Raw genomic sequence first — 22,702 nt, 5'->3', positions numbered from 1 at the left:
AGAGGTGTGCGGCCCGATTGTGCCGTATCGCCCGGCAACCCCGCGTTCAGGCCGATTCTCGCCGCGTGCACGACCGGCACGCCACAGTGATGGCATGGCAGGCAATGACGATCTGGTGGTACTGCGGCCGGAAGGGCTGTACTGCGCGGCAGGCGATTTCCATATCGATCCCTGGCGGCCGGTGCCGCGTGCGGTCATCACCCATGGCCATGGCGACCATGCGCGCCCTGGCATGGGCGAATACCACTGCAGCACCGGCAGCGTGCCGATCCTGCGCTGGCGCCTGGGCGATGTGCCGCTGCACGCGCATGCCGAGGGCGTGCCGTTCGCGCTGGGCCGGGTGCAGGTATCGCTGCATCCGGCCGGCCACGTGCTCGGCTCGTCACAGGTGCGTATCGACGACGGTGAGCAGGTCTGGGTCGCATCGGGCGACTACAAGCGCCAGCCCGATCCCACCTGCACCCCGTTTGAAGTGGTGCCCTGCGATACCTTCATCACTGAAGCCACATTCGCGCTGCCGATCTATCGCTGGCCCGATACCCGCGCAGTGGCGGCCGAGATCGCCGCCTGGCGTCGCGAATGCGCACAACGGGGCGAGGCTGCGGTACTGCTCTGCTACGCGCTGGGCAAGGCGCAACGCGTGCTTGCCGAACTGCGTGCGGTGGACGACCAGCCTGCCTGGCTGCATGGCGCCATCGCCAACGGCGTCGCCGTCTATCGCCAGGCCGGTGTGCCGATGCTCGACACCCTCACCGTGGCCGAACAGGGACGTCAGCCCGATGCCGCCGGCCAACTGATCCTGGCGCCGCCCTCGGCCGCCGGCACGCCCTGGCTGCGGCGCTTCGGTCGCCACCAGCTTGGTTTCGCCTCGGGCTGGATGCAGTTGCGCGGCAATCGTCGCCGCCGCAACGTCGACCGCGGCTTCGTGATCTCCGACCATGCCGACTGGCCCGCGCTGCTGCAGACCATCGCACAGACTGGCGCGCAGAGGGTCATCGCCACGCACGGCAACACCGATGCGCTGATTCCGTACCTGCGCGAACGCGGCGTTGCCGCCGAAGCCTTCCGCACCGATTTCGGAGGTGAGGAATGAAGGCCTTCGCCGCGCTGTACCAGCAACTGGACCGCAGCACCGCGACGCTGGACAAGCGCGCGGCATTGATCGACTACTTCCAGCACGCACGTCCGCACGACGCAGCGTGGGCGCTGTACCTGCTCAGCGGCGGCAAGGTGGGCGGCGCGCGGCGCAAGATTGCAGGCAGCGGCGAGCTGCGGGCGTGGATCGCGGAAGAATCCGGCCTGCCGCCATGGTTGGTGGAGGACAGCTACGCGCAGGTCGGCGACCTCGCGGAAACGCTCACGCTGCTGCTGGATGATCCTGTCAGCGAAGGCGAGGATCGCCCTCTGGCCGACTGGATCGAACAGCACCTGCTTGCCGTCGCCAACCAGCCAGAGCCCGTGCGTCGTACCGCTGTAGTCGAGGGCTGGCAACAGCTTGCATCGGCCGAACGCCTGGTCTTCAACAAGCTGCTGACCGGCGCACTGCGCGTTGGCGTATCGCAGCGCGTAGTGCAGCAGGCATTGGCTGAGTGGTCCGGGCTGGACATCGCCCGCATCGCCCAGCGCATGCTCGGCGACTGGGTGCCCTCTCCCGGCCTGCTGGCCACCTTGCTGTCTGTCGAAGAACTGCCGACCGATCGCCAGCAGCCCTATCCGTTCTTTCTGGCCTCGCCGCTGGAAGGTGAGCCCACCGAGCGGCTGGGCGAGATCAGCAACTGGCTGCTGGAATGGAAGTGGGACGGCATCCGCCTGCAGTTGCTGCGGCGCCAGGGCGAAGTGGCGTTGTGGTCGCGCGGCGAAGAACGGCTGGACGGTCGCTTCCCGGAGATCGAACAGGCCGCCGCATTGCTGCCCGATGGCTGCGTGCTGGATGGAGAGCTGCTGGCATGGGACGAGGCTGACAATCTTCCGCGTGCATTCACCGCGCTGCAGACCCGCATCCAGCGCCGCAAACCCGGCGCCGCCACCCTGCGCAACACGCCGGTGCGCGTGCTTGCCTACGATCTGCTTGAACGCGATGGCAAGGACCTGCGTGCGCTGCCGCTGCAGCACCGACGCGCGCAGTTGGCCGAGGTGGTCGGTGCGCTCGACGATCCGCGCATCCAGCTGTCGCCCGAGGTGCCCGCCGACGATTGGCAGCAAGCCGCGCAGCTGCGCGAAGCATCGCGCGAGCGCGGCGTGGAAGGGCTGATGCTGAAGCGCCGCGATTCGATCTACCAGTCCGGGCGTCGTCGTGGCGACTGGTGGAAGTGGAAGGTCGAGCCGCTCACCATCGATGCCGTACTGCTGTATGCACAGGCGGGTCATGGCCGACGCAGCACGCTGTACACCGACTACACCTTCGGGGTCTGGGACGGCGACACGCTGGTTCCAGTGGCCAAGGCCTATTCCGGGCTGGACGACAAGGAAATCCTGGCCCTCGATCGCTGGATCCGCGCGCATACCCGCGAGCGCTTCGGTCCGGTGCGCAGCGTCAGTGCCGAGCAGGTGTTCGAACTCGGTTTCGAAGCAGTCAACCGCAGCGCGCGCCACAAGTCCGGCATCGCCGTGCGCTTTCCACGCATCCTGCGCTGGCGCCATGACAAGCCGGCTGCCGAAGCCGACCATCTGGCCCAGTTGCAGGCGCTGGCACGATGAAGCGCAGTGATGCGCTGCAGCGCCTGAACGACTGGTTCGGCAGCCGCGGTTGGCGCCCCCTGCCCTTCCAGCGTGCGATGTGGCGCCATTACCTGGCCGGCGGATCGGGCCTGCTGCACACCCCCACCGGCAGCGGCAAGACCCTTGCCATGTTCGGTGGCCCCTTGCTGCAGGCTATGCTCGACCCGCCCCCCACCCCGCGTCGCGCCAGCGCGGTACGCCCGCTGCAGGTGCTGTGGGTGACACCGCTGCGGGCGCTGGCCAGCGATACCGCGCGCGCGTTGCAGGCACCGATCGACGGCCTTGGCCTGGGTTGGCGGGTGGGGTTGCGCAGCGGCGATGCCAGCAACCGCGACAGGCGTCTGGCCCGCGAAGGTCGCATCGACGTGCTGGTGACCACACCGGAGTCGCTGGCGCTGCTGCTCAGTTATCCCGATACCCTTGAGCGCATGCGCCAACTGCGCTGCGTGGTGGTGGACGAATGGCACGAACTGCTGGGCAACAAGCGCGGCGTGCTGCTGCAGTTGAACCTGGCGCTGCTGCGTGAGACGGCGCCCGCGATGCAACTGTGGGGGCTGTCGGCCACCTTGGGCAACCTGCCGCAGGCGCGCGATGTACTGCTGCCGCACCGGCCACAGGCACCCATCGTAGAGGGCGCACGACAGCGGCCGGTGACGATCCGCAGCCTGCTGCCCGAACCCGGCGAACGCTTTCCATGGGCCGGTCATCTTGGCCTGGCGCAGCTTCCGCGCGTGCTCGATGCACTGTTCCGCGCACGCAGCAGCCTGCTCTTCACCAATACGCGTGCGCAGGCGGAACTGTGGCACCAGGCCCTCGCGGCGGTGTGGCCGGAGGATGCCGGCACGCTCGCCCTGCACCACGGCTCATTGGATCCCACGCTGCGACAGCAGGTTGAAGACGGACTACGTGCGGGAGCGCTGCGGTGCGTAGTGGCCACGTCCAGCCTGGATCTGGGCGTGGACTTTCCGGAAGTGGATCAGGTGCTGCAACTGGGCAGCCCAAAGGGTGTGGCCCGCCTGCGCCAGCGGGCCGGGCGTGCGCGCCATCGGCCCGGTGCCAGCGGCGAAATACTGTGCATTCCCAGCCATGCGCTGGAACTGGCCGAATACGCGGCGGCCCGACGCGCGTTGCATGACGGGGTGATCGAAGCGCGTCGTCCTCCCACGTTGTCGCTGGATGTCTTGGCCCAGCATGCGGTCAGCCGCGCGCTGGCGGGCGGCTTCGAGGCCGATGCACTGCTGCAGCAGGTTCGTGGCACGCATGCCTTCGCCGCGCTGGAAGACGCGCAATGGAATGCCGTGATCGATTTCATCGTGCAGGGCGGACGTGCACTGTCCCGGTATCCGGAGTTCCACAAGGTGGTACGCGATGCCGAGGGCATCTACCGCATGCCCGATCGCCGCCAGGCGCTGCGCCATCGGTTGTCGATCGGCACCATCAGCAGCGACGGCAGCGTGCGCGTGCAGTTCCTGCGTGGCGGCAGCTTGGGCGCGGTGGAAGAGCAGTTCGCCAGCCGCCTGCGCCGTGGCGACCGCTTCCAGTTTGCTGGGCGTCTGCTGGAGTTGGTGCAGCTGCGCGACATGACCGCCTTCGTGCGCGTGGCGCGCGGCAGTGGTGATGGCGTGGTGCCGCGCTGGCAGGGCGGCCAGCTGCCATTGTCGATGCCACTGGGGCGCGAACTGGAAAGGGTGCTGTCAGGCGTCGACCAGAGCCCGGAGTCGCGCTGGCTCACGCCGCTGCTGGCATTGCAGTCGAAGCTGTCTGCGCCGCCGTCTCCCGACCACCTGCTGGTGGAAGACGTGCGCCGGCGCGAGGGCCAGTTCCTGTTCGTCTATCCCTTTGCTGGGCGCCATGTACATGAAGCGCTGGCCGCGCTGCTGGCGCTGCGCTGCACGCGGCAGCAGCGCAACAGCATCGGCTATGCGGTGAACGACCAGGGCCTGGTACTCGCTCCGGCAACACCGGTGGAACTGCAGGAACAGGACTGGCGGGCGATGCTGGATGCTGACGGTCTGCTGCAGGACCTGCGCGAAGCGGTGAACCTGGGCGAGCTGGCGCGCCGTCAGTTCCGCGGCATCGCGCGCGTGGCGGGCCTGCTGGTGCCCAGCCTGCCTGGCGGCATGCCGCGCTCGCTACGCCAGCTGCAGGCTTCCGCCGGCTTGCTGTATGACGTGCTGCGCGAGCACGATCCGGAACATCTGCTGCTGGCACTGGCCGAGCATGAAGTGCTGCACGACAGCCTGGATCTGCCCGGGCTGCAGCAGGTGCTGGCAGGCATCGCCACACGTTCGTTGTCGCTGCAGCAGCCATCGTCGCTGACCCCGTTGGCGTTTCCGCTGTGGGCCGAACGCCTGCGTGGGCAGTTCAGCAATGAAGACTGGCGCACGCGCGTGCAGCGTGCCGCGCAGCAGCTGGAGCGCCGTCATGGCCGCTGATCTGCCGCTGCAGCTGGGCGGTGAGTCGATGCTGCTGCTGGGCGGACGCGCGCTGCTGTGGCCAGCGCGTCGCGCGTTGTTGATCGCCGACCTGCACCTGGGCAAGGCGGACGTGTTCCGCCGTGCGGGAATCGCCTTGCCGGCCGGGGGTACCGGCAATGACCTGCAGCGCCTGCAGGACATGGTGGCCATGCACCAGTGCCAGCAACTATGGATCCTCGGCGACGTCCTGCATGGCCCGGCGCATCGCGCGGCCTGGTATCAGCAATGGCTCGGTTGGCGCGAACAACACGCCGCGCTGGACATCCACGTGGTGCGCGGCAATCACGACCGTGATCTGCCGAAGGCGGCGCTGCAGGTGCAGATGCATGACGACGCGCGCTTGGGACCGTTCCTGCTGCGGCACGAGCCGCTGGCTGATGCCTCCGCGCACGTGCTGGCGGGCCATGTGCATCCGCAGGTTGCGTTGCCGGCACTGCGTCGACGCTTCCCCGCGTTCTGGCTGCGCCGGGGCATCACCATCCTGCCAGCGTTCTCGGCGTTCACCGCCGGTGTCGTGCCTGTACTGGCACCCGGCGAACAGCTGCTCGCCTGTGTGGAAGACAGCGTGGTGCCGCTTCCGGTTCGCTGATTCGTCGAGGCCTGCCCTGCATTACGAGGGGCGCGCGACGATCCCGGGCATCAGGCTGAAATCCGGCGTCGCCTCGTCAGCGTGGCGTGGCAGGGCCTGTATCGCTGCCAGCATCTCATGGGCGCAGGCGCGGATATGGTCGTGGCTTTCCGGTGATGCGTGGCTGATCAAACTGCCGACATGGAACTCGAACACATCTTCCAGTACGTCGGGCTGGTCCTCGTGCAGCATCCGCAGCAGACCGCGCAGCTTGCAGATTTCCGATTCCAGCTTCTCGACCGCGAACAACATGGCGTCCTCCTCGTGCATCGTGCGGCACATCCGGGCCGCAGCAGGCAGCGACGGCGGCGCCACCCGGGCCACGCGATGAACGATCACGAAAAGGAAAACGGGCGACGCGGCTGCCGCGTGCTCATCTCTTGTCGCATATACGGGGTGAGGTAATCGTTAATCGATGTAACGAAAGATTCACGCGGCAGCCGGAATTGCCACGCTCTGTGCGGCCGAGGGCGCGGCGGCGAGCGCTTCGATGAATGCCGGATCGAGCGGCAACGCGCCCAGCCACCCGTGCTGGGTACCGCTGAGTACGCGCAGCATGTGCCCGCGCCCGCCAGGCAGTCGTCCCATCGGCCCCAGCAGCACGTCGCGCGCCTTCGCCCACGCATCACGGTCGGACTGGAACAGCGGCGTCAGCCAGCGGCTCCAGCGCTGATAGACCGCCACGTGCGCACGCCGTTGCGCCTGATAGGCCTGCAATGCCGGTTCACCGCCACCATGGGTGCGCAACGCGTCGCGCAGTGCCAGCGCATCCAGCAGCGCCATGTTCACGCCCTGCCCCAGCTGCGGGCTCATCGCGTGTGCTGCATCACCGACAAGTACCAGCCGGCCCTGATGCCAACGCTTCATCACGGCATCGCGGTACACCGCGCGCGCCAGTTGCCCTGCGTCCTGCAGATGGGCGAAGCGCGCGGTCGCCTGTGGCCACAGCGCATGCAGTTCTTCCAGCCAGGGCGCCATGCCGTCGCTCTGCCAGCGCTCGAAATCCGCACGCGGCAGACTCCAGAAGAAGCTCAGGCGAGGCGTGTCGTCACCCGGGCGGGTACCCACCGGCAGCAGGCCGATCATCTTGCGCGCGGCGACGTAACGCTGCCGCAGCTGCTGCATGTGCGGCCAGTCTTCGGCCGGCAACAGGCACCACAGCGCGCCCCACGGGTACACCCGGTCCAGCGCCGCGCCACCCTCGATACCGTTGCGCAGCGTGGATGCCGCGCCATCGGCGGCAACTACCAGATCGAACGGTCCGTGCGTGCGGCCGTCGCTGTCGCGCAGCCGCCCCTGCTGGTGGTCGACCTCGACGATGGTCGTGCCCACGTGCAGCTCGCCGGCGCCTTCACGCGCTTTGTCCAGCACCGAGAACAACGCCCCGCGCTGCATGCCCAGGCCGTGCAGGCGCGCGTCCAGGCCGTCATAGCCCATGTCCATCACCGCGCGTTCGCACGGAGTATCGCCATACAGGCGGCGCACCGGCATCGCGTAGCCACGCACGGCATCGAGCAGGCCCATCTGCCACAACACCTGCAGTCCGCTGGGCTGCAGCAGAAATCCTGCGCCCACCGGCCCTGGCGTCGGCACGCGTTCGAAGATCTCCACCTCGTGGCCATCGCGGGTGAGCAGGATGGCCAATGCCTGGCCAGCGGTGCCGTATCCAATCACGGCGATGCGCAGTCGTTCCGTCATGCCCGCATTGTGCCATCGGCGCAGGGGCGGTACATCAGCTGGCTTCCCAGCAGAAGCTGTGCATCGGGCTCCGCCACCACTGCCGGCTCTCCTGCGAATGTCCCCCGGCAGCCTCTACGCGGTGCCTCCCCCTTTACTTCGCAGGAGAGCCGACAGTGGTGGCGGCGCTCGGCTTTCATGGCCCATGTTGGCGCGCGCGCGATTCCGCAACGGGAGCGCCTGTCCTTGCGTGCGAAGTAAAGGAGGAGGCGATGGCCGCAGGCCAGCGCCGGGGGACATTCGCACGCAAGGACAGGCGCTCCCGCAGCAAGAGCATCTTCACGGCCCGCAAAAAAAAACCCCGCCGAAGCGGGGTTTTCAACGCACTATCGAGTGGATCACTCGGCCGGAACGATGTTCGAGGCCTGGGCGCCCTTCGGGCCCTGGGTCACGTCGTAGGTGACCTTCTGGCCTTCCTGCAGACTGCGGAAGCCCTTGGAGTTGATCGCGGAGAAGTGCGCGAAGACGTCGGCGCTGCCGTCCTCCGGCGAGATGAAGCCAAATCCCTTGGCGTCGTTGAACCACTTGACGGTACCGTTCGGCATGGTGATGCGTGACCTTATGCAATGAATGGGTGGTGTACGCTGAACCCGCGCACAAGCTGAGTATGCAAAGCTTGTTACGCGAAGACAATCACCCCCGCGCCAATTCGCCGACCAGTTCCGGAAGTCCGTTGCTGGCGGCCTGCACATTGGCCAGTACTTCGGCCATGGTGATTTCCTCGCCGTCACCGCACCCGGCGGCCCAGTTGGCAACGATCGCCAGGCAGGCATAATCCAGCCCCAGCTCGCGTGCCAGCGCCGCTTCGGGCATGCCGGTCATGCCTACCAGGTCGCAACCATCGCGGCGCATACGCGCGATTTCAGCGATGGTTTCCAGCCGCGGGCCCTGCGTTGCGCCGTAGCAACCGCCATCGTGGACCTTCACTCCGGTCACCTTCGCTGCCGCCAGGATCTTGCTGCGCAGCATCGGCGTATATGGATGGCCGAAGTCCACATGCACCACGTCGGTGCCTTCTTCTTCGCAGATCGTGCTGATCCGGCCCCAGGTGTAATCGATTACCTGATCCGGGCAGGCCAGCACGCGCGGACCGAAATCGTCACCGATACCGCCCACGGTATTCAGTGCCAGCACCCGTTGTGCACCGATCTGCTGCAGCGCGGCCAGGTTGGCGCGGTAGTTGATCTTGTGCGGCGGCAGCGAATGACCTTCACCGTGGCGCGCCAGGAAAGCCACGCGATGACCGAGCAATGTCCCGACCCGCACCGGGCCGGACGGCTGCCCGAATCGGGTCGAGACTTCGTGGGTCTGCACGTCGTCAAGCTTGGCCAGGTTGTAGACACCGGTGCCGCCAATCACGGCCAGGGCGATCTGTTGCATGAAAAGCACTCCAGAGAAAAAAGAACGCCGGCACCCGAGGATGCCGGCGGCAGGAAACGCAGGCCGCAGGCGGCCGCGTTGTTATTCCTTCATCGCGTAGATGGCCGGCACGCAGCGCAGGGTTTCGTTGACGTCCATGCCGAAACCGAACACGTAGCGATCCGGCAGTTCGATACCTGCGTAGTCGGCGGTGACGTCCGGCAGTGCGCGGTCGTGCTTCTTCACGGTCATCGCGGCAATGCGCACGTCGGTCGCGCCCTGCTCCAGGCACCAGGTGCGCACGCCCTGCAGGGTGTAACCCTCGTCGAGGATGTCATCGACCAGCAGCACGCGGCGGCCGAACAGCGCGGTGGCCGGCTTGTGCTTCCACACCAGGTCGCCGCCGGTGGTCTCGCCGCGGTAACGGGTGGCGTGCAGGTAATCGAACTGCACGTCCTGGCCACGTGCGCCCAGTTCCAGTGCCAGCTGGCCTGCGAACGGCAGCGCACCATGCATGATCGACAGGAACAGCGGCACCTCGCCCTGGTAATCGCGCGCGATGGCGTCGGCGATGCCGGCAATGGCCTTGTCGATGGTGGGACGGTCGACCAGCAGGTCAGCTTGGGCCAGGGCCTGGGAAATGGTGAGGTTCGGCATCAGACGGTTCTTCCAAGGGTTTGAAGCAGACGGGATTGGGTGTCGCCATGGCGGGCATCGGCCAGCAGGCCATCCCAGCCAAGCGCGCCGCGGCCGAGCAGGCCCAGCAGCGCAGCGGTATTGAGGGAGCGTCCCTGCACCGCGTGCAGGGCTTCATCGACCAGTTCCGGGTGGCAGACCAGCACCACATCGCAGCCGGCATCCAGGTGCGCGTGCACGCGCGCCGGCACGCCACCGGCGCTGTGCGAGGCAGCCATGCCGATGTCATCGGAGAACACCACGCCGCGGAAGCCGAGCTCGCCACGCAGGATCTGCTGGATCCAGCGCGGCGAGTAGCCAGCGGGTTCCGGCGCGACCTGCGGGTAGATCACGTGCGCCATCATCACCGCATCGGCGCCGGCGGCGATACCGGCCGCGAACGGGACCAGATCCTGTGCACGCAGCTCATCCAGCGCGCGCGGATCGATCGCGGTGTCCACATGGGTGTCTTCCAGCACGGTGCCATGGCCGGGGAAATGCTTGAGGGTGGCCGCCATGCCGACCGCGTGCATGCCACGCACGTAGGCGGCGGTGAACGCGGCCACGACCTGCGGGTCTTCACTGAAGGCGCGGTTGCCGATGGCGCGATTGCCACGGCCAAGGTCGACCACCGGCGCGAAGCTCAGGTCCACACCGCTGGCGCGCACTTCACTGGCCATCAGCCAGGCGTGCTGCTCGGCCAGAGCAAGCGCAGCGTCGGGATCCTTGGCGTACTGGACACCAATGTCCTGCAGCGGCGGCAGCTCGCTGAAGCCCTCGCGGAAGCGCTGCACGCGCCCCCCTTCCTGGTCCACGCAGATCAACTGCGGACGCGGTGCGGCAGCGCGGATCGCCGCGGACAGTTCGGTCACCTGCTGCCGCGAAGCGAAGTTGCGCTTGAACAACACCACCCCGGCCACAGCATCGTGCTGCAACCAGTCGCGTTCCTGGGCGGTCAGTTCAGTACCGGCAACGCCGATCAGCAGCATGGTCGATCTCCACAACGGGCGCCCGCATGGCGCAGTGCCGCATTGTCGCAGAACCGGCCAACAGGCGCAGTGGTCAAAAAAGAGGACGGAGGGGATCAAGGCGCAATCGACCCACTGGCGCCGAATACGACTTAATCCCCTCTGTCCCCTTCTACGGTCCGGTCAGACCTTGCAGCCGTCCGCGCCGCAGGCGTCGTCGCTGTCATCCGGGGCACCCTGCGCGCCCTGCCCTGCCGCCTGCTCGGCGGCAATCTGGCGCAGGGCGTTGGCGAAGGCTTCCGGGGGCTGGGCGCCGGAAACCGCCCAGCGGCCATCGATGACGAAGGTGGGCACCGAAGAAATACCCAGGGCATGGGCCTGCGCAAGGCCCGCTTCCACTTCGGCCAGGCCACGATCGCCGGCCAGCATCTGCTGGATCTCATCTGCAGCCAGACCACCCGCTGCACCGGCCTCGACCAGCACCGCCGGGTCGGCCAGATTACGTCCATGCTCGAAGTGAGCGCGGAACAGCGCCTCGCCGACCGCTTCCTGCACGCCATGCTGGCCAGACAGCCACAGCAAGCGATGCGCCGGCAGCGTGGTTACCCGCACCTGGCCCTGGCTGAAGTCCATCGGCAGGCCCTCGGCCCGCGCAGTGGTCTGGGTCTGGCCAAGAATCTGCTCGGTGCGTTCGGCACCGCCAAACTTGCGCACGTAGGCCTCGCGCAACGGCAGCGGGGTAGCGTCCGCATCCGGGTCGAGCTGGAACGGCTGCCAGTGGATCTCAAGTTCGGGCGCGTCCGCGCCCAGCAACTGCACACCCTGCTGGAAACGATGCTTGCCGATCCAGCACCAGGGGCAGACCACGTCGGAGTAGATGTCGATTCTCATCCCTGCGACATGTGGCCTGCTCGCCCCGAAAAAAGGGGCGGCGGGATTCAAGTCGCTACTCCCTCTGCCCCGCTTCAGGATTTCACCACTGTGAATAGGGATTGTTGGCCAACGCCACGTTGTAGTAGCGCGCGTCGTCGGTGACCTCGGCGCCAACCCAGTCCGGCAGGTCGATGGCCTGGTCGGCGCTGTCGAGCTCGACTTCTGCGACCACCAGGCCGGCGTTGTCGCCGAGAAATTCGTCCACTTCCCAGGTCAGGCCGGCGTACTCGACCAGGTGCCGACGCTTGTCGATCAGGCCACCGACGCACAGCGCCAGCAGGTCGCGCGCATCCTGCACCGGGATCGGGTAATCGAACTCCTGCCGGGTATGGCCCAGCGTTCGCGATTTCAGGTTCAGTGCGGCCTTCTCGCCTTCGATGCGGACCCGCACCGAGGCGTTCTGGGTGCCGCGGTCGAGCGCGCCCAGATCGTTGATATAGCCCTGCGCCATCGGGATGACCCGGTGCGCGGCGGTGCGCCACCCATCATGGGTAACGAGGAATTTGCGTTCGATTTCAATGCCCATGGACACAGTATGCGGCTCACGCCAGACGCTGCCTATCAGCGCGGCGGCAGGCACGACTACACTGCGCGGCCCCCTTAACCAAGGAACGGTCGCTCATGACACTTCCCCGTCATCTTCGTCGCTGTCTTGCGCTGTCGGCACTGCTGCCGTGTGTGGCCGCCAATGCCGCATCAACGGCGATGCCATCGCTGCAGCAGGCACAGGCCGCGATGGACCGGATGTTCGATCAGGCCATTGCCGATCGCCCCGCCAGCGACAGCAGCCGCTTGGTTGCGGAGACCTTCCGGCCCCGTCTGCAAGCCCTGGACAGCTGCGCAGCCACCGAGGCCGGCGACGCCGTCGACTGCATCGCCACCGCCAGCGCAGGCATCAATTCGCGACCGCAGCTGCTGCGGCTGGCCCTGGTGGGCGGCGTGTGGACCCTGCCTGACCAGCGCGATGTCCCAGTTCCGGCGCCGCCGAAGGATCGGGTGCAGGCCCTGCTGCGGGAACGGATCGCCGCACAGGCGCAGCAGCAGTCCGACCCCGCCCTGCGCGCGCGCTACGAGCAGGCGTCCGACACCCTGCAGGTGCAGGACGTGAGGAGCTGCGACGTCGCCAGCGACAAGGCCGTCATCGAATGCACCGTGCGCGCGGGCGACGGCAACGAGCACGGCGAGCAGTCCATGGCCTTCGTGCGCGTGGACGGCCAGTGGCAGAACGCCCCGGCCGACTGATCGCGTTGCCTGCGTGCAGGCAGCAAGGCAGGCGCCGGGTAGACCCCGGCGCCGCAGGCATCAGCGCTTTTCGAACACCGCGATGCTTTCCACGTGCGCGGTATGCGGGAACATGTCCATCGCACCGGCGCTGACCAGGGTGAAGCCCTGTTCGTTGACCAGGTAGCCGGCATCGCGGGCCAGCGAGCCCGGATGGCAGCTGACATAGACGATGCGCTTGAACTGCTTCAACGGCAGCTGCTGCAGCACTTCGATGGCGCCCGAACGCGGCGGATCCAACAGCAGCTTGTCGAAGCCCTGGCGCATCCACGGCGTGCTGCGCTGATCCTGGGTCAGGTCGGCGCTGTAGAACTGCGCGTTGGCCAGTCCGTTGCGCTCGGCGTTCTCACGCGCACGCGCCACCAGCCCGGCATCACCTTCCACGCCCACCACTTCACGCACCTTGCGTGCCAGCGGCAGGGTGAAGTTGCCCAGGCCACAGAACAGGTCCAGCACACGCTCGTCGGCACCCGGCTCAAGCAGGTCCAGCGCGTGGGCGATCATCTTCTCGTTGAGCTTGGCATTGACCTGGATGAAATCCAGCGGACGGAACGCCAGTTCGACATCCCACGGCGCCAGCCGGAACGACAGTGCCACGCCCTGCCCGTCCAGCGGCTGCACGGTATCCACGCCGCCCGACTGCAGGTAGATGACAAAGCCCTGCTGCTGGCCAAAGGCGGCCCAGGCCGCGCGATCGGCGTCACTCAGCGGCTGCATGTGGCGCACAGTCAGCACCACAGCCTGGTCACCGGCGATGAACTCGATCTGCGGGATGTCGCGTTTGCCGTCCAGGGATTCGATGAAGGTCGACAGCACCTCCACCTTGGTGCCGATCTCCGGGATGACGGTCAGGCACTGCTGCAGGTCAGCGACGAAACGCGGGTCCTGTTCGCGGAAGCCGACCAGGGTCTTGTCCTTCTTCTCGACCCGGCGCACCGAGAACCGGCCCTTGCGGCGGTAACCCCAGCTGTCGCCGACCAGCGGCGGCAGCACGGTGCCCGGCTTCACATGGCCGATGCGCTCCAGGTTGTCCATCAGCACGCGCTGCTTGGCGACGATCTGCTGGTCTTCATCCAGGTGCTGCAGCACACAGCCGGCGCAGGTGCCGAAATGCGGGCACTTGGGGGTCACCCGCTGCGGCGAGGCCTGCAGCACCTGCACCGTGCGCGCCTCGTCGAAGTGGCGGCTGCGGGCGGTCTGTTCGGCCATCACCACTTCGCCCGGCAGGGCGCCGCTGATGAAGGTGACCTTGCCGCCCTCGCCTTCACGGCGGGCAACACCGCGACCATCATGGCTGAGGTCGAGGATCTCGGTCTGGAAGGGAGTGCGGTCGGTACGGGAGCGGGATCGGGCCACGTGGCAACAGGCTGCGGGCAAAAGTGGGGCCGTATTGTCGCAGATCCTGACCGGCGGGGCCGCTGGCCGCTTGCGCCCGCCGCCGCCGTGCTTGATGATTGACCCCAGCTGACATGGAGGCAGCCCTGATGCAGATGACCCCGCGGGCCAGTCGACCCCGCTTCCTGCTTGTCGAGGACGACATCATCAGCCGCGGTTTTTTCAAAGCGGCGTTGGAAACGTTACCAGCGGATGTGGATACCGCCGACTCACTGGCCAGCGCCTTGGCGCGCGCCGAGCCCGGTGCCCATGATCTGTGGCTGATCGACGTCAACCTGCCCGATGGCAATGGTGCCCAGCTGTTGCACCAGTTGCGCCGCTCGCACCCGGACACCCCGGCGCTGGCGCATACCGCTGACGGCGATGCCGCCATTCACGCACGCCTGCGCGAGGCCGGTTTCAGCGACACCCTGGTCAAACCGCTGGGTCGCGACCAACTGCTGAAGGCGGTCCGTCGTGCGCTGGTGAACAGCCCTGCCGGTTCCACGCTGCCGCCAGCGGCGGTCGAGCTGGCGTTGGAGGACTGGGATGAAACCGCCGCCCTGGCCGCGCTCAATGGCCAGCGCAACCACCTGATCGCCCTGCGCGAGCTGTTCCTGGCCGAACTGCCGGGCGTACGCGACGCGGTCGAACAGGCCGTGGACCAGCACGACGAGCGCCAGCTGCGCAGCCAGTTGCACCGGCTGCAGGCCAGCTGCGGGTTCGTGGGTGCAGCGCGACTGGCGCGCGCGGTGCGGCAGCTGCACCACATGCCCGAATCGGGGCCGGCACAGGCGGGGTTCCGCGCCGCCGTAGCGGCTCTACTGCACTAAGGGGGGTTCGGCCGGGCTGCGCCCGGCACCCGTGGTAGTGCCGGCCGCTGGCCGGCAACCTCAACAGCAACGGCAACAGCCAAAGCGGCTTCCTGCGGGATGGCGGGGCGGCATGGGTTGGCAGGACACGCCGTAAACCCATCCATGGGGGCTCGATGGCGCCATCCATGGCGCCAACGGTCCTGCCAACCCATGCCGCCCCACCCCTGACAGTTTCCCGGTGGCTGGTAGATCCACGCCATGCGTGGGTGAATCTCCATCGAAATCGAATATTTCGACAATTGAACGTAGAACATCCACGCATGGCGTGGATCTACCGTGTCGACCAAGGTCGACACCTACCAGAGCCGGAAGCCGTTCCGACAGCTCGCGGACAATTGTCGAAGGCGGGGTGGGTCCGGTTGCGGGGGTGTCCGCGGCATGGATGCCGCGGCCAAGCCCCCAGGGATGGGTTTACGGCGTCCCCCGCAACCGGACCCACCCCGCCTACCCACGGATAGCCAGCTTTTGCCGTTGACGTTGACGTTGACGTTGATTCGGCAGGTGCAGGGCTGCAAGCCCTGCCGAACACCCCTCAACGCCTGGGTGCAAGCTGCTCCAGCATCTCCCACGATTTCAAGCCGCGCGCGCCAAGGTGATGGGACAGCACCCGCCGCATCGGCAGGCGCAGGCTGGCCAGATCTGCTGCGTCCGGCTCGTCGTCGGCTGCAAGGGCCAACAGTGCTGAGCCGGTGGCCGCCGCACCACGCTCGCCACCACGCTCGCTGAGCAGGCGCTGTGGTCCTTCCTGCGGGTCCAGTTCATAGCGCGCCGCCGGGTCGATCGGCTGGCCATCGCTGGCGGTCTCCAGATCGAAGCCCACGCCCAGCGCCGCCAACAGCTCGCGTTCGAAACGGCGGAGGGTCCAGGCCAGTCCGGCACCCACGGCCAGACGCGCACGCGCTTCGCCGTAGGCCAAGTACAACTCCGGCAACGGATCCTGGCGCGGTGCCAGGCGCAGGGTCAGTTCACTCAAATAGAACCCGGCCAGCATGGCCTGGCCGAGCAGGCGCGGCGCCACATCCAGCGCTTCAGCACCGCGCAGCTGGGCGAGTTCGCCACGCTGCAGCGCGCTGAAGCGGATCCACTGCAGGGGCTGCAGGGCCGCTCGCAGTACCTGGCCCTTGGCCGTGGAAACACCACGCGCGAGCAGGCCGATCCGGCCGTGCTCGGCGCTCAATACCTCGACCAGCAGGCTGGTCTCGCGATAGGCCCGCGCATGCAGCACGAAGCCGGTGTCGTCCTCGATCAGCATCGAAGCGACCGTCGCGGCTTATTCGTAGCCGAAGGCCTTCAGCGCGGCCTCGTCATCGGACCAGCCCTCACGCACGCGCACCCAGGTTTCCAGGAACACCTTGGCCCCGAACAATCGCTCCATCTGCAGGCGGGACTTGGCCCCGATCTCCTTCAGGCGGGTGCCGCCCTTGCCGATCACGATCGCCTTCTGGCCTTCGCGCTCGACCCAGATCACCGCACCGATGCGCAGCAGGTTGCCGTCTTCGGTGAAGCGCTCGATCTCCACCGTAGTGGCGTACGGCAGCTCTTCGCCCAACTGGCGCATCAGCTGTTCACGCACCAGTTCGCCGGCCAGGAAACGCTGGCTGCGATCGGTGATTTCGTCTTCGCCGAACATCGGCGGGGCTTCCGGCAACAGCGCCAGCACATCACGGACCAGGGCTTCCAGGCCGTTGCGCTTCTGCGCCGAAATCGGATGCACCGACGAGAAATCACGGCCGGCGGTCACTTCCTGCAGGAACGGCAGCAGTGCGCCCTTGTCCTTCATGCGGTCGATCTTGTTGACCACCAGCACCACCGGGACACCGGCGTCGCGCAGCACGTTGAAGGCAAGGCTGTCCTCTTCGTCCCAGCGTCCGGCTTCGATCACCAGCAGGCCGGCGTCAACGCCTTCCAGCGAACCGCGGGCAGCGCGGTTCATGACCCGGTTCATCGCCCGCTTCTGCACCTTGTGCAGACCGGGCGTGTCGACCAGCACCAGCTGCCCTTCCGGGTAGGTGGCGATGCCCAGCAGGCGGTGACGGGTGGTCTGCGGCCGGTTGGACACGATGCTGACCTTGGCCCCGACCAACGCATTGGTCAGGGTCGATTTGCCCACGTTCGGGCGGCCGATGACGGCCACGCTGCCGCAATGATGGGAAGTTTGTTCGCTCACTTGGAATCCAGTTGTTCAAGGACGGCCGCAGCCGCTTGTTGTTCGGCAATCCGCCGCGAGGAGCCTTCGCCCTCGGTGCTGGCGGCGGGGTCGGCTACGTTGCAGCGTACCCGGAAGTGTTTGGCGTGGTCGTCACCGGATTCTGACACCAGTTCGTACTGAGGCAACGCCTTCTGTCGGCCCTGCAGCCATTCCTGCAGGCGGGTCTTGGGGTCCTTCTCCGGTCGCCCGGTGGCCGGCAGCGCCTCCATCGAGGCGGCAAACCAGGGCAGGACCAGCGCCCGGCAGGCTTCAAAACCCACATCCAGGTAGATCGCCGCAACCACGGCCTCGAATGCATCGGCCAGGGTCGAGTCACGGCGATGGCCGCCGGACTTCATTTCGCCAGGTCCCATCGTCAGCCGGTCACCCAGCTGCAGGGTCCGCGCGATCACCGCCAGCGCGCCTTCTCGCACCAGCTCGGCGCGGGCGCGGGTCATCGCGCCTTCGTCTGCCTTGGGCCAGCGCAGGTACAACGCCTCGGCGACCATCATGTTGACGATGCTGTCGCCGAGGAACTCCAGCCGCTCGTTATGCGGCGCGCCGGCACTGCGATGGGTCAGCGCCTGCTTGAGCAGGTCTGGATCGCGGAAGGCATGACCGATCAGGTCTTCACGTTGGAAAGATTTATTCGACACCGCTACGGGTCAGGTCCTGGGAAGAATCGAATTTGCCAACCACATCCAGGTTGCCGACCAGTTGGCGGCGCACTTCGTAGTTGACCTTGAGGGTCCAGCCATTGTCGCGACGATCGAACTTGACGTTGGCCGGCTTCACGTTGTCCGAGTAGTTGATGTACAGCCGCTTGAAGAACAGGTCCTGGATGTTGGCCGGCGCCATGCTGCCGATGCCGGGCTCCTTCGCCAGGCTCTTCATCGCCGAACGCACCGCGTAGTACTCCTGGTACATCGGGAACAGCTTCATGCCGACGTAGAGGAAGAAGCCAACCACGATCAGGACTACCAGGAACGAAGTCAGGGTCATGCCGCGCTGCGTGTTCATCGTCTTCATTGCGTTCTCCCCAGATACGCGAGTGGATGTGAAGTCAGTTGATGCTCGAGCCGATCCGCGACGGTTCGAAACCGTCCTTGCAGAACCAGCCCTGGCAGTTCAGCCAGATCAGGAACGCCTTGCCGCGCAGGTTCTCTTCCGGCAGCAGGCCCCAGAAACGGCCGTCGTCGCTGTTGTCGCGATTGTCGCCCATCACCAGGTACTTGCCGGCCGGTACGGTCCACTGGCCCTGGCCACGCGGATAGTCGGTCTCCAGCACGGTGTGGGTACGACCCGGCAGGTGCTCGACCAGCAGGTTGGCGCCCTCGCCCTGGCCCTTGTGGCCGGCGTAGATGCCCTTGTTGTCGTACTTCAGCGGCTCGCCGTTGAGGATCACGCCGTCGCCTTCGAACACGATGGTGTCGCCCGGCACGCCGATCACGCGCTTGATGAAGTTCTCGCCCTTGGCCGGATCGTTGTCGCCATGGCCGGGGAAGTGGAACACCACCACGTCACCGCGGGCCGGATCACCGACCGGCACGAAGCGGGTATTGGTGATCGGCAGGCGCAGGCCATAGGAGAACTTGTTGACCAGGATGAAATCGCCGATCAGCAGGTTCGGCATCATCGAGCTGGACGGGATCTTGTACGGCTCGGCGATGAAGCTGCGCACGATCAGCACGATCGCCAGCACCGGGAAGAACGCACGCGAGTAGTCCACCAGCACCGGCTCGGTGTCGAGCAGGCCGGCGCGCTGGGCGCGACGCTTGGCAAGATACAGCTTGTCGGCCAGCAGGATCAGGCCAGAGGCCAGGGTCAGCACGACCAGGAGGATCTCAAACAGTTTCATTCAGGGTCCTTTGCAACGTCACCGGACGATCGGCCCGCAGGCCGGTTTCGGGGCTTATTTGTTGTCCATCTGCAGCACGGCCAGGAAGGCTTCCTGCGGAATTTCCACGCGGCCGACCTGCTTCATGCGCTTCTTGCCTTCCTTCTGCTTTTCCAGAAGCTTCTTCTTGCGCGAAACGTCGCCACCATAGCACTTGGCCAGAACGTTCTTGCGCATGGCCTTGACCGTGGTGCGCGAGATGATCTGCGAGCCGACGGCGGCCTGGATGGCCACGTCGAACTGCTGGCGCGGGATCAGGTCCTTCATCTTCTCGCACAGCTCGCGGCCACGACGATCGGCATGGCTGCGGTGCACGATCAGCGACAGCGCATCGACCTTGTCGCCATTGATCAGCACGTCCACGCGCACGAACGGGCCGGCATCGAAGCGCACGAAGTGGTAGTCCAGCGAGGCATAGCCACGGCTGACCGACTTCAGCTTGTCGAAGAAGTCCAGCACCACTTCGGCCATCGGCAGCTCGTAGCTGATCTGCACCTGGCTGCCCAGGTAGTTGATGCCGATCTGGCTGCCGCGCTTTTCTTCGCACAGCTTGATGATGTTGCCGATGTACTCCTCGGGGGTGAGCACGTTGGCGCGGATGATCGGCTCGCGGATCTCCTGCACATGGTTCAACGGCGGCAGCTTGGCCGGGTTGTCCATGTTGATGATCGTGCCGTCCGTCTTCAGGACTTCATACACCACCGTCGGCGCGGTGCTGATCAGGTCCAGGTTGTATTCGCGTTCCAGGCGTTCCTGCACGATTTCCATGTGCAGCATGCCGAGGAAGCCGCAGCGGAAACCGAAGCCCATCGCTTCGGAACTTTCCGGCTCGAAGCGCAGCGCGGCATCGTTCAGGCGCAGCTTGTCCAACGCTTCGCGCAGGTCCGGGTAGTCCTCGGCATCGACCGGGAACAGGCCGGCGAACACGCGCGGCTGCATTTCCTGGAAGCCCGGCAGCGGCTTCGCCGCGGGATCGGCAGCGAGGGTGAGGGTGTCACCGACGGGCGCGCCATGCACGTCCTTGATGCTGGCAGTGACCCAGCCCACTTCGCCCGCACGCAGTGCCGGCAGCACCTTGCGCTTCGGGGTGAACACACCGACGTTGTCGACCTGGTGGTTGCGGCCGGTGGACATCACCTGCAGCTTGTCGCCGGCCTTGATCTCGCCCTGCATCACGCGCACCAGCGAGACCACGCCCAGGTAGTTGTCGAACCACGAGTCGATGATCAGCGCCTGCAGCTTGTCGGTCTCACGCGGCACCGGCGCCGGAATGCGATGCACGATCGCTTCCAGCACGTCGACCACGTTCAGGCCGGTCTTGGCACTGACCGGGACTGCGTCGCTGGCATCGATGCCGATCACGGCCTCGATCTCGGCCTTGGCACGCTCGATATCGGCGGTAGGCAGGTCGATCTTGTTGATCACCGGCACCACTTCCAGCCCCTGCTCCACCGCGGTGTAGCAGTTGGCCACCGACTGCGCTTCCACGCCCTGGGCTGCATCGACCACCAGCAGCGCGCCCTCGCAGGCGGCCAGCGAGCGGCTGACTTCATAGGAGAAGTCGACGTGGCCGGGGGTGTCGATGAAGTTCAGATGGTAGGTCTGGCCGTCCTTCGCCACGTACGGCAGCGACACCGACTGCGCCTTGATGGTGATGCCACGCTCACGCTCGATCGGATTGGAGTCGAGCACCTGCGCTTCCATCTCGCGCGCCTGGAGGCCGCCACAGAGCTGGATGATGCGGTCGGCCAGCGTGGACTTGCCGTGGTCGACGTGGGCGATGATGGAGAAGTTGCGGATGTTCCGCATCGAATCAGAGGACATAGAGAGGTGGCGGCGGCGCGCGGCGTCGTCAGGGTAACGGTCGATTATCGCACGCCCGGAGGGTGGCCGCGTGGTTGGCCTGTCCGGGCAAGCCCCGGAATGGCCGAAGCCCCGCCGGGGCGGGGCTTCGGGGATACCTCAAGGGCCGCCGTGAAGGCGGCCATCCGTTGTTACGGGCCGGCCTTGACCGCCACAAAGGCGCTGTTGCCGCTGCCGGTACGGACCAGCAGCATGACCACGTCGCCCTTTTTGTACCCGGACAGTGCACGGTTCAGGGTTTCGACGCTGCCGACCGGGGTGCTGGCCACCTGCAGGATCACCATGCCGCCCGACAGGCCGGCATCGCGGGCGCCCTCGCCCTTCACTGCGGTGATGCGGACGCCTTCGCCCGTCTCCAGGCCCAGCTGCTTGCGCTGCGGCGCAGTCAGGTCGGCAACCTCCAACCCCAGCAGGGCATTGGCGCCGGTCTGCGGGGCTGCCGTGTCATTGCCTGCGGACGGGCTGCGGGCGTTGCCCTGCGCATCCTCGGCCAGGGCCGTCAGGGTCGCGCTCAGGTCACGCGGCTTACCGTCGCGGATCACGCCCAGGGTAACCCGGCTGCCCGGCGCCATCGCACCGATCAGCGGCGGCAGATCGGACCAGCTGTTGACCGGCGCACCGTTGACCGTGCGGATCACGTCACCGATCTTGACCCCGGCCTTGGCCGCGGCACTGTCCGGCACGATCTGGTTGACCAGCGCGCCGCGGCTGTCGGGCAGGCCCATCGCCTGTGCCTTCAGGCCGTCGATTTCCTGGACCACCGCGCCGAGCTGGCCACGGGTGACCTTGCCGGTCTTCTTGATCTGCTCGACCGCGCTCATCGCCAGGTCGATCGGGATCGCGAAGCTGATACCCATGTAGCCACCCGAGGCCGAGAAGATCTGCGAGTTGATGCCGACCACTTCACCCCGGGTGTTCAGCAGCGGACCGCCGGAATTGCCCTGGTTGATCGCCACGTCTGTCTGGATGAAAGGCACATAGCGCTGGTCCGGCCCACCGGTGTTGCGGCCGAGGGCACTGACCACGCCGGCAGTGACCGAGTGGTCGAGGCCGAACGGCGAGCCGATCGCGACAACCCACTGACCGGGCTTCAGGCTGTTGGAATCACCCACGCGCACGGTCGGCAGGTTCTTGCCGTCGATCTTCAGCAGGGCGACGTCGTACTGCTGGTCGCTGCCGACCACCTTGGCGGTGAACTCGCGACGATCGCCGAGCTTGACCTTCACCTCACTGGCGTCGGCGACCACGTGGTAATTGGTCAGCACGTAGCCGTCAGGCGAAATGATGAAGCCCGAGCCCATGCCGCGGCCCTTGATGCTGGGTCCGCCGTCCTGGCCGCCGGGGCCCTGCCCCGGCATCGGGAAATCCGGGCCGAAGAAGCGGCGGAAGAATTCGGGCATCTCGTCATCACCCGGGCCCATGCCGCCCCGCGCCTGGCGGTTGCTGCGGACGATGGTGGTGTCGACGTTGACCACGCCGGGGCCGACCTGTTCAACCAGGTTGGTGAAATCAGGCAGACCACTGACCAGCGGTTGCGCCGGTGCGCGGGGCGCCGCAGCGGCGGTCGCGGCCTGCGGCTGGGCGGCAGGCGCCGCCGGTTGGGCACAGGCCACCAGCGGCAGGGTCAGGGCGAACAGGCCAATGGCATGTGTGCGCAGTCGGGGAGTCATCGGACGGCAACCTCCGGGTCGGATGGAAAGGGAAAGATGCGCCCCGCCGACGGCGGGGC

General features: G+C 66.8%; 22 protein-coding genes. 6 read left to right on the top strand and 16 right to left on the bottom strand.

The genetic code is table 11. The features are described from left to right. Positions 1–94 precede the first annotated feature (94 nt). From ACQ5SA_RS12460 to pdeM, 4 genes are read left to right on the top strand one after another with little or no spacing between them, the layout of a single operon-like run. Entirely contained in the window at positions 95–1,093 is a 999-nt protein-coding gene (locus ACQ5SA_RS12460) for a ligase-associated DNA damage response exonuclease (RefSeq protein WP_230112482.1), read from the top strand. Continuing rightward, positions 1,090–2,697, top strand: coding sequence for an ATP-dependent DNA ligase (locus ACQ5SA_RS12455; RefSeq protein ID WP_353101195.1), 1,608 nt, complete (start codon positions 1,090–1,092; stop codon positions 2,695–2,697). The genes ACQ5SA_RS12460 and ACQ5SA_RS12455 overlap by 4 nt, the downstream gene beginning before the upstream one ends. Beyond that, positions 2,694–5,153, top strand: a complete 2,460-nt coding sequence (locus tag ACQ5SA_RS12450; RefSeq protein WP_499314385.1) for a ligase-associated DNA damage response DEXH box helicase — start codon at positions 2,694–2,696, stop codon at positions 5,151–5,153. Before ACQ5SA_RS12455 ends, ACQ5SA_RS12450 begins: the two co-directional genes overlap by 4 nt. Continuing rightward, positions 5,143–5,784, top strand: a complete 642-nt coding sequence (gene pdeM / locus ACQ5SA_RS12445; RefSeq protein ID WP_353101192.1) for a ligase-associated DNA damage response endonuclease PdeM — start codon at positions 5,143–5,145, stop codon at positions 5,782–5,784. The genes ACQ5SA_RS12450 and pdeM overlap by 11 nt, the downstream gene beginning before the upstream one ends. A gap of 21 nt (positions 5,785–5,805) precedes the next feature. Here the strand turns inward: pdeM and ACQ5SA_RS12440 are convergent, their stop codons facing one another. From ACQ5SA_RS12440 to ACQ5SA_RS12405, 8 genes are all read right to left on the bottom strand, one after another. Then, on the bottom strand, positions 5,806–6,075 hold the full coding sequence (locus ACQ5SA_RS12440; protein ID WP_343245366.1) for a hypothetical protein: 270 nt from the start codon (positions 6,073–6,075) through the stop codon (positions 5,806–5,808). 177 nt (positions 6,076–6,252) lie between these two features. Continuing rightward, positions 6,253–7,521 carry an FAD-dependent oxidoreductase gene (locus tag ACQ5SA_RS12435; protein ID WP_499314384.1) on the bottom strand — a complete coding sequence of 423 codons (1,269 nt, stop codon included), beginning with the start codon at positions 7,519–7,521 and terminating at the stop codon, positions 6,253–6,255. A gap of 377 nt (positions 7,522–7,898) precedes the next feature. Next, positions 7,899–8,105, bottom strand: a complete 207-nt coding sequence (cspE, locus tag ACQ5SA_RS12430; protein ID WP_019183439.1) for a transcription antiterminator/RNA stability regulator CspE — start codon at positions 8,103–8,105, stop codon at positions 7,899–7,901. Positions 8,106–8,193: 88 nt separating this feature from the next. Continuing rightward, entirely contained in the window at positions 8,194–8,940 is a 747-nt protein-coding gene (locus ACQ5SA_RS12425) for an S-methyl-5'-thioinosine phosphorylase (RefSeq protein WP_099818943.1), read from the bottom strand. A gap of 81 nt (positions 8,941–9,021) precedes the next feature. Further along, complete coding sequence (locus ACQ5SA_RS12420; RefSeq protein WP_025879180.1) at positions 9,022–9,576, bottom strand: hypoxanthine-guanine phosphoribosyltransferase; 555 nt, start codon at positions 9,574–9,576, stop codon at positions 9,022–9,024. Beyond that, entirely contained in the window at positions 9,576–10,583 is a 1,008-nt protein-coding gene (nagZ, locus tag ACQ5SA_RS12415; RefSeq protein ID WP_230112488.1) for a beta-N-acetylhexosaminidase, read from the bottom strand. Before nagZ ends, ACQ5SA_RS12420 begins: the two co-directional genes overlap by 1 nt. A gap of 162 nt (positions 10,584–10,745) precedes the next feature. Beyond that, positions 10,746–11,453, bottom strand: coding sequence for a DsbA family oxidoreductase (locus ACQ5SA_RS12410; RefSeq protein ID WP_353101939.1), 708 nt, complete (start codon positions 11,451–11,453; stop codon positions 10,746–10,748). An 82-nt stretch (positions 11,454–11,535) separates the two neighbouring features. Next, a complete protein-coding gene (locus tag ACQ5SA_RS12405; RefSeq protein ID WP_180166240.1) occupies positions 11,536–12,021 on the bottom strand; it encodes a CYTH domain-containing protein in 486 nt (161 codons plus the stop codon). Between the two features lie 95 nt (positions 12,022–12,116). Between ACQ5SA_RS12405 and ACQ5SA_RS12400 the strand changes: the two genes are divergently transcribed. Continuing rightward, positions 12,117–12,737, top strand: coding sequence for a hypothetical protein (locus ACQ5SA_RS12400; protein WP_230112490.1), 621 nt, complete (start codon positions 12,117–12,119; stop codon positions 12,735–12,737). 60 nt (positions 12,738–12,797) lie between these two features. On the opposite strand, the gene rlmD is transcribed toward ACQ5SA_RS12400, so the two are convergent. Next, on the bottom strand, positions 12,798–14,132 hold the full coding sequence (rlmD, locus tag ACQ5SA_RS12395; protein ID WP_230112491.1) for a 23S rRNA (uracil(1939)-C(5))-methyltransferase RlmD: 1,335 nt from the start codon (positions 14,130–14,132) through the stop codon (positions 12,798–12,800). 128 nt (positions 14,133–14,260) lie between these two features. On the opposite strand from rlmD, the gene ACQ5SA_RS12390 reads away from it, so the two are divergent. Beyond that, positions 14,261–14,983 (top strand): Hpt domain-containing response regulator, encoded by a 723-nt coding sequence (locus tag ACQ5SA_RS12390; RefSeq protein WP_353101935.1) that lies wholly within the window; start codon positions 14,261–14,263, stop codon positions 14,981–14,983. A 574-nt stretch (positions 14,984–15,557) separates the two neighbouring features. Here the strand turns inward: ACQ5SA_RS12390 and recO are convergent. The 7 genes from recO to ACQ5SA_RS12355 all read right to left on the bottom strand — a co-directional run bounded on the left by recO (position 15,558) and on the right by ACQ5SA_RS12355 (position 22,643). Continuing rightward, entirely contained in the window at positions 15,558–16,277 is a 720-nt protein-coding gene (gene recO / locus ACQ5SA_RS12385) for a DNA repair protein RecO (protein ID WP_353102097.1), read from the bottom strand. A gap of 18 nt (positions 16,278–16,295) precedes the next feature. Beyond that, the gene (gene era / locus ACQ5SA_RS12380) at positions 16,296–17,192 is read right to left on the bottom strand and encodes a GTPase Era (protein WP_230113296.1); all 897 of its coding nucleotides are present in this window, start codon (positions 17,190–17,192) and stop codon (positions 16,296–16,298) included. Then, the gene (gene rnc, locus ACQ5SA_RS12375) at positions 17,189–17,869 is read right to left on the bottom strand and encodes a ribonuclease III (protein ID WP_230113297.1); all 681 of its coding nucleotides are present in this window, start codon (positions 17,867–17,869) and stop codon (positions 17,189–17,191) included. Before rnc ends, era begins: the two co-directional genes overlap by 4 nt. Next, on the bottom strand, positions 17,859–18,242 hold the full coding sequence (locus tag ACQ5SA_RS12370; protein WP_353102093.1) for a DUF4845 domain-containing protein: 384 nt from the start codon (positions 18,240–18,242) through the stop codon (positions 17,859–17,861). Before ACQ5SA_RS12370 ends, rnc begins: the two co-directional genes overlap by 11 nt. Before the next feature lie 34 nt (positions 18,243–18,276). Further along, positions 18,277–19,071 carry a signal peptidase I gene (gene lepB, locus ACQ5SA_RS12365; RefSeq protein WP_059064781.1) on the bottom strand — a complete coding sequence of 265 codons (795 nt, stop codon included), beginning with the start codon at positions 19,069–19,071 and terminating at the stop codon, positions 18,277–18,279. Between the two features lie 54 nt (positions 19,072–19,125). Beyond that, positions 19,126–20,919 (bottom strand): translation elongation factor 4, encoded by a 1,794-nt coding sequence (lepA, locus tag ACQ5SA_RS12360; RefSeq protein ID WP_499314396.1) that lies wholly within the window; start codon positions 20,917–20,919, stop codon positions 19,126–19,128. Positions 20,920–21,104: 185 nt separating this feature from the next. Further along, positions 21,105–22,643, bottom strand: coding sequence for a DegQ family serine endoprotease (locus ACQ5SA_RS12355; RefSeq protein WP_499314383.1), 1,539 nt, complete (start codon positions 22,641–22,643; stop codon positions 21,105–21,107). Between the last annotated feature and the right edge of the window lie 59 nt (positions 22,644–22,702).

It is taken from the genome of Stenotrophomonas indicatrix (assembly GCF_050573115.1).
GTDB lineage: Bacteria > Pseudomonadota > Gammaproteobacteria > Xanthomonadales > Xanthomonadaceae > Stenotrophomonas > Stenotrophomonas lactitubi_A.
This window is presented reverse-complemented; position numbering and strand designations above follow the sequence as displayed.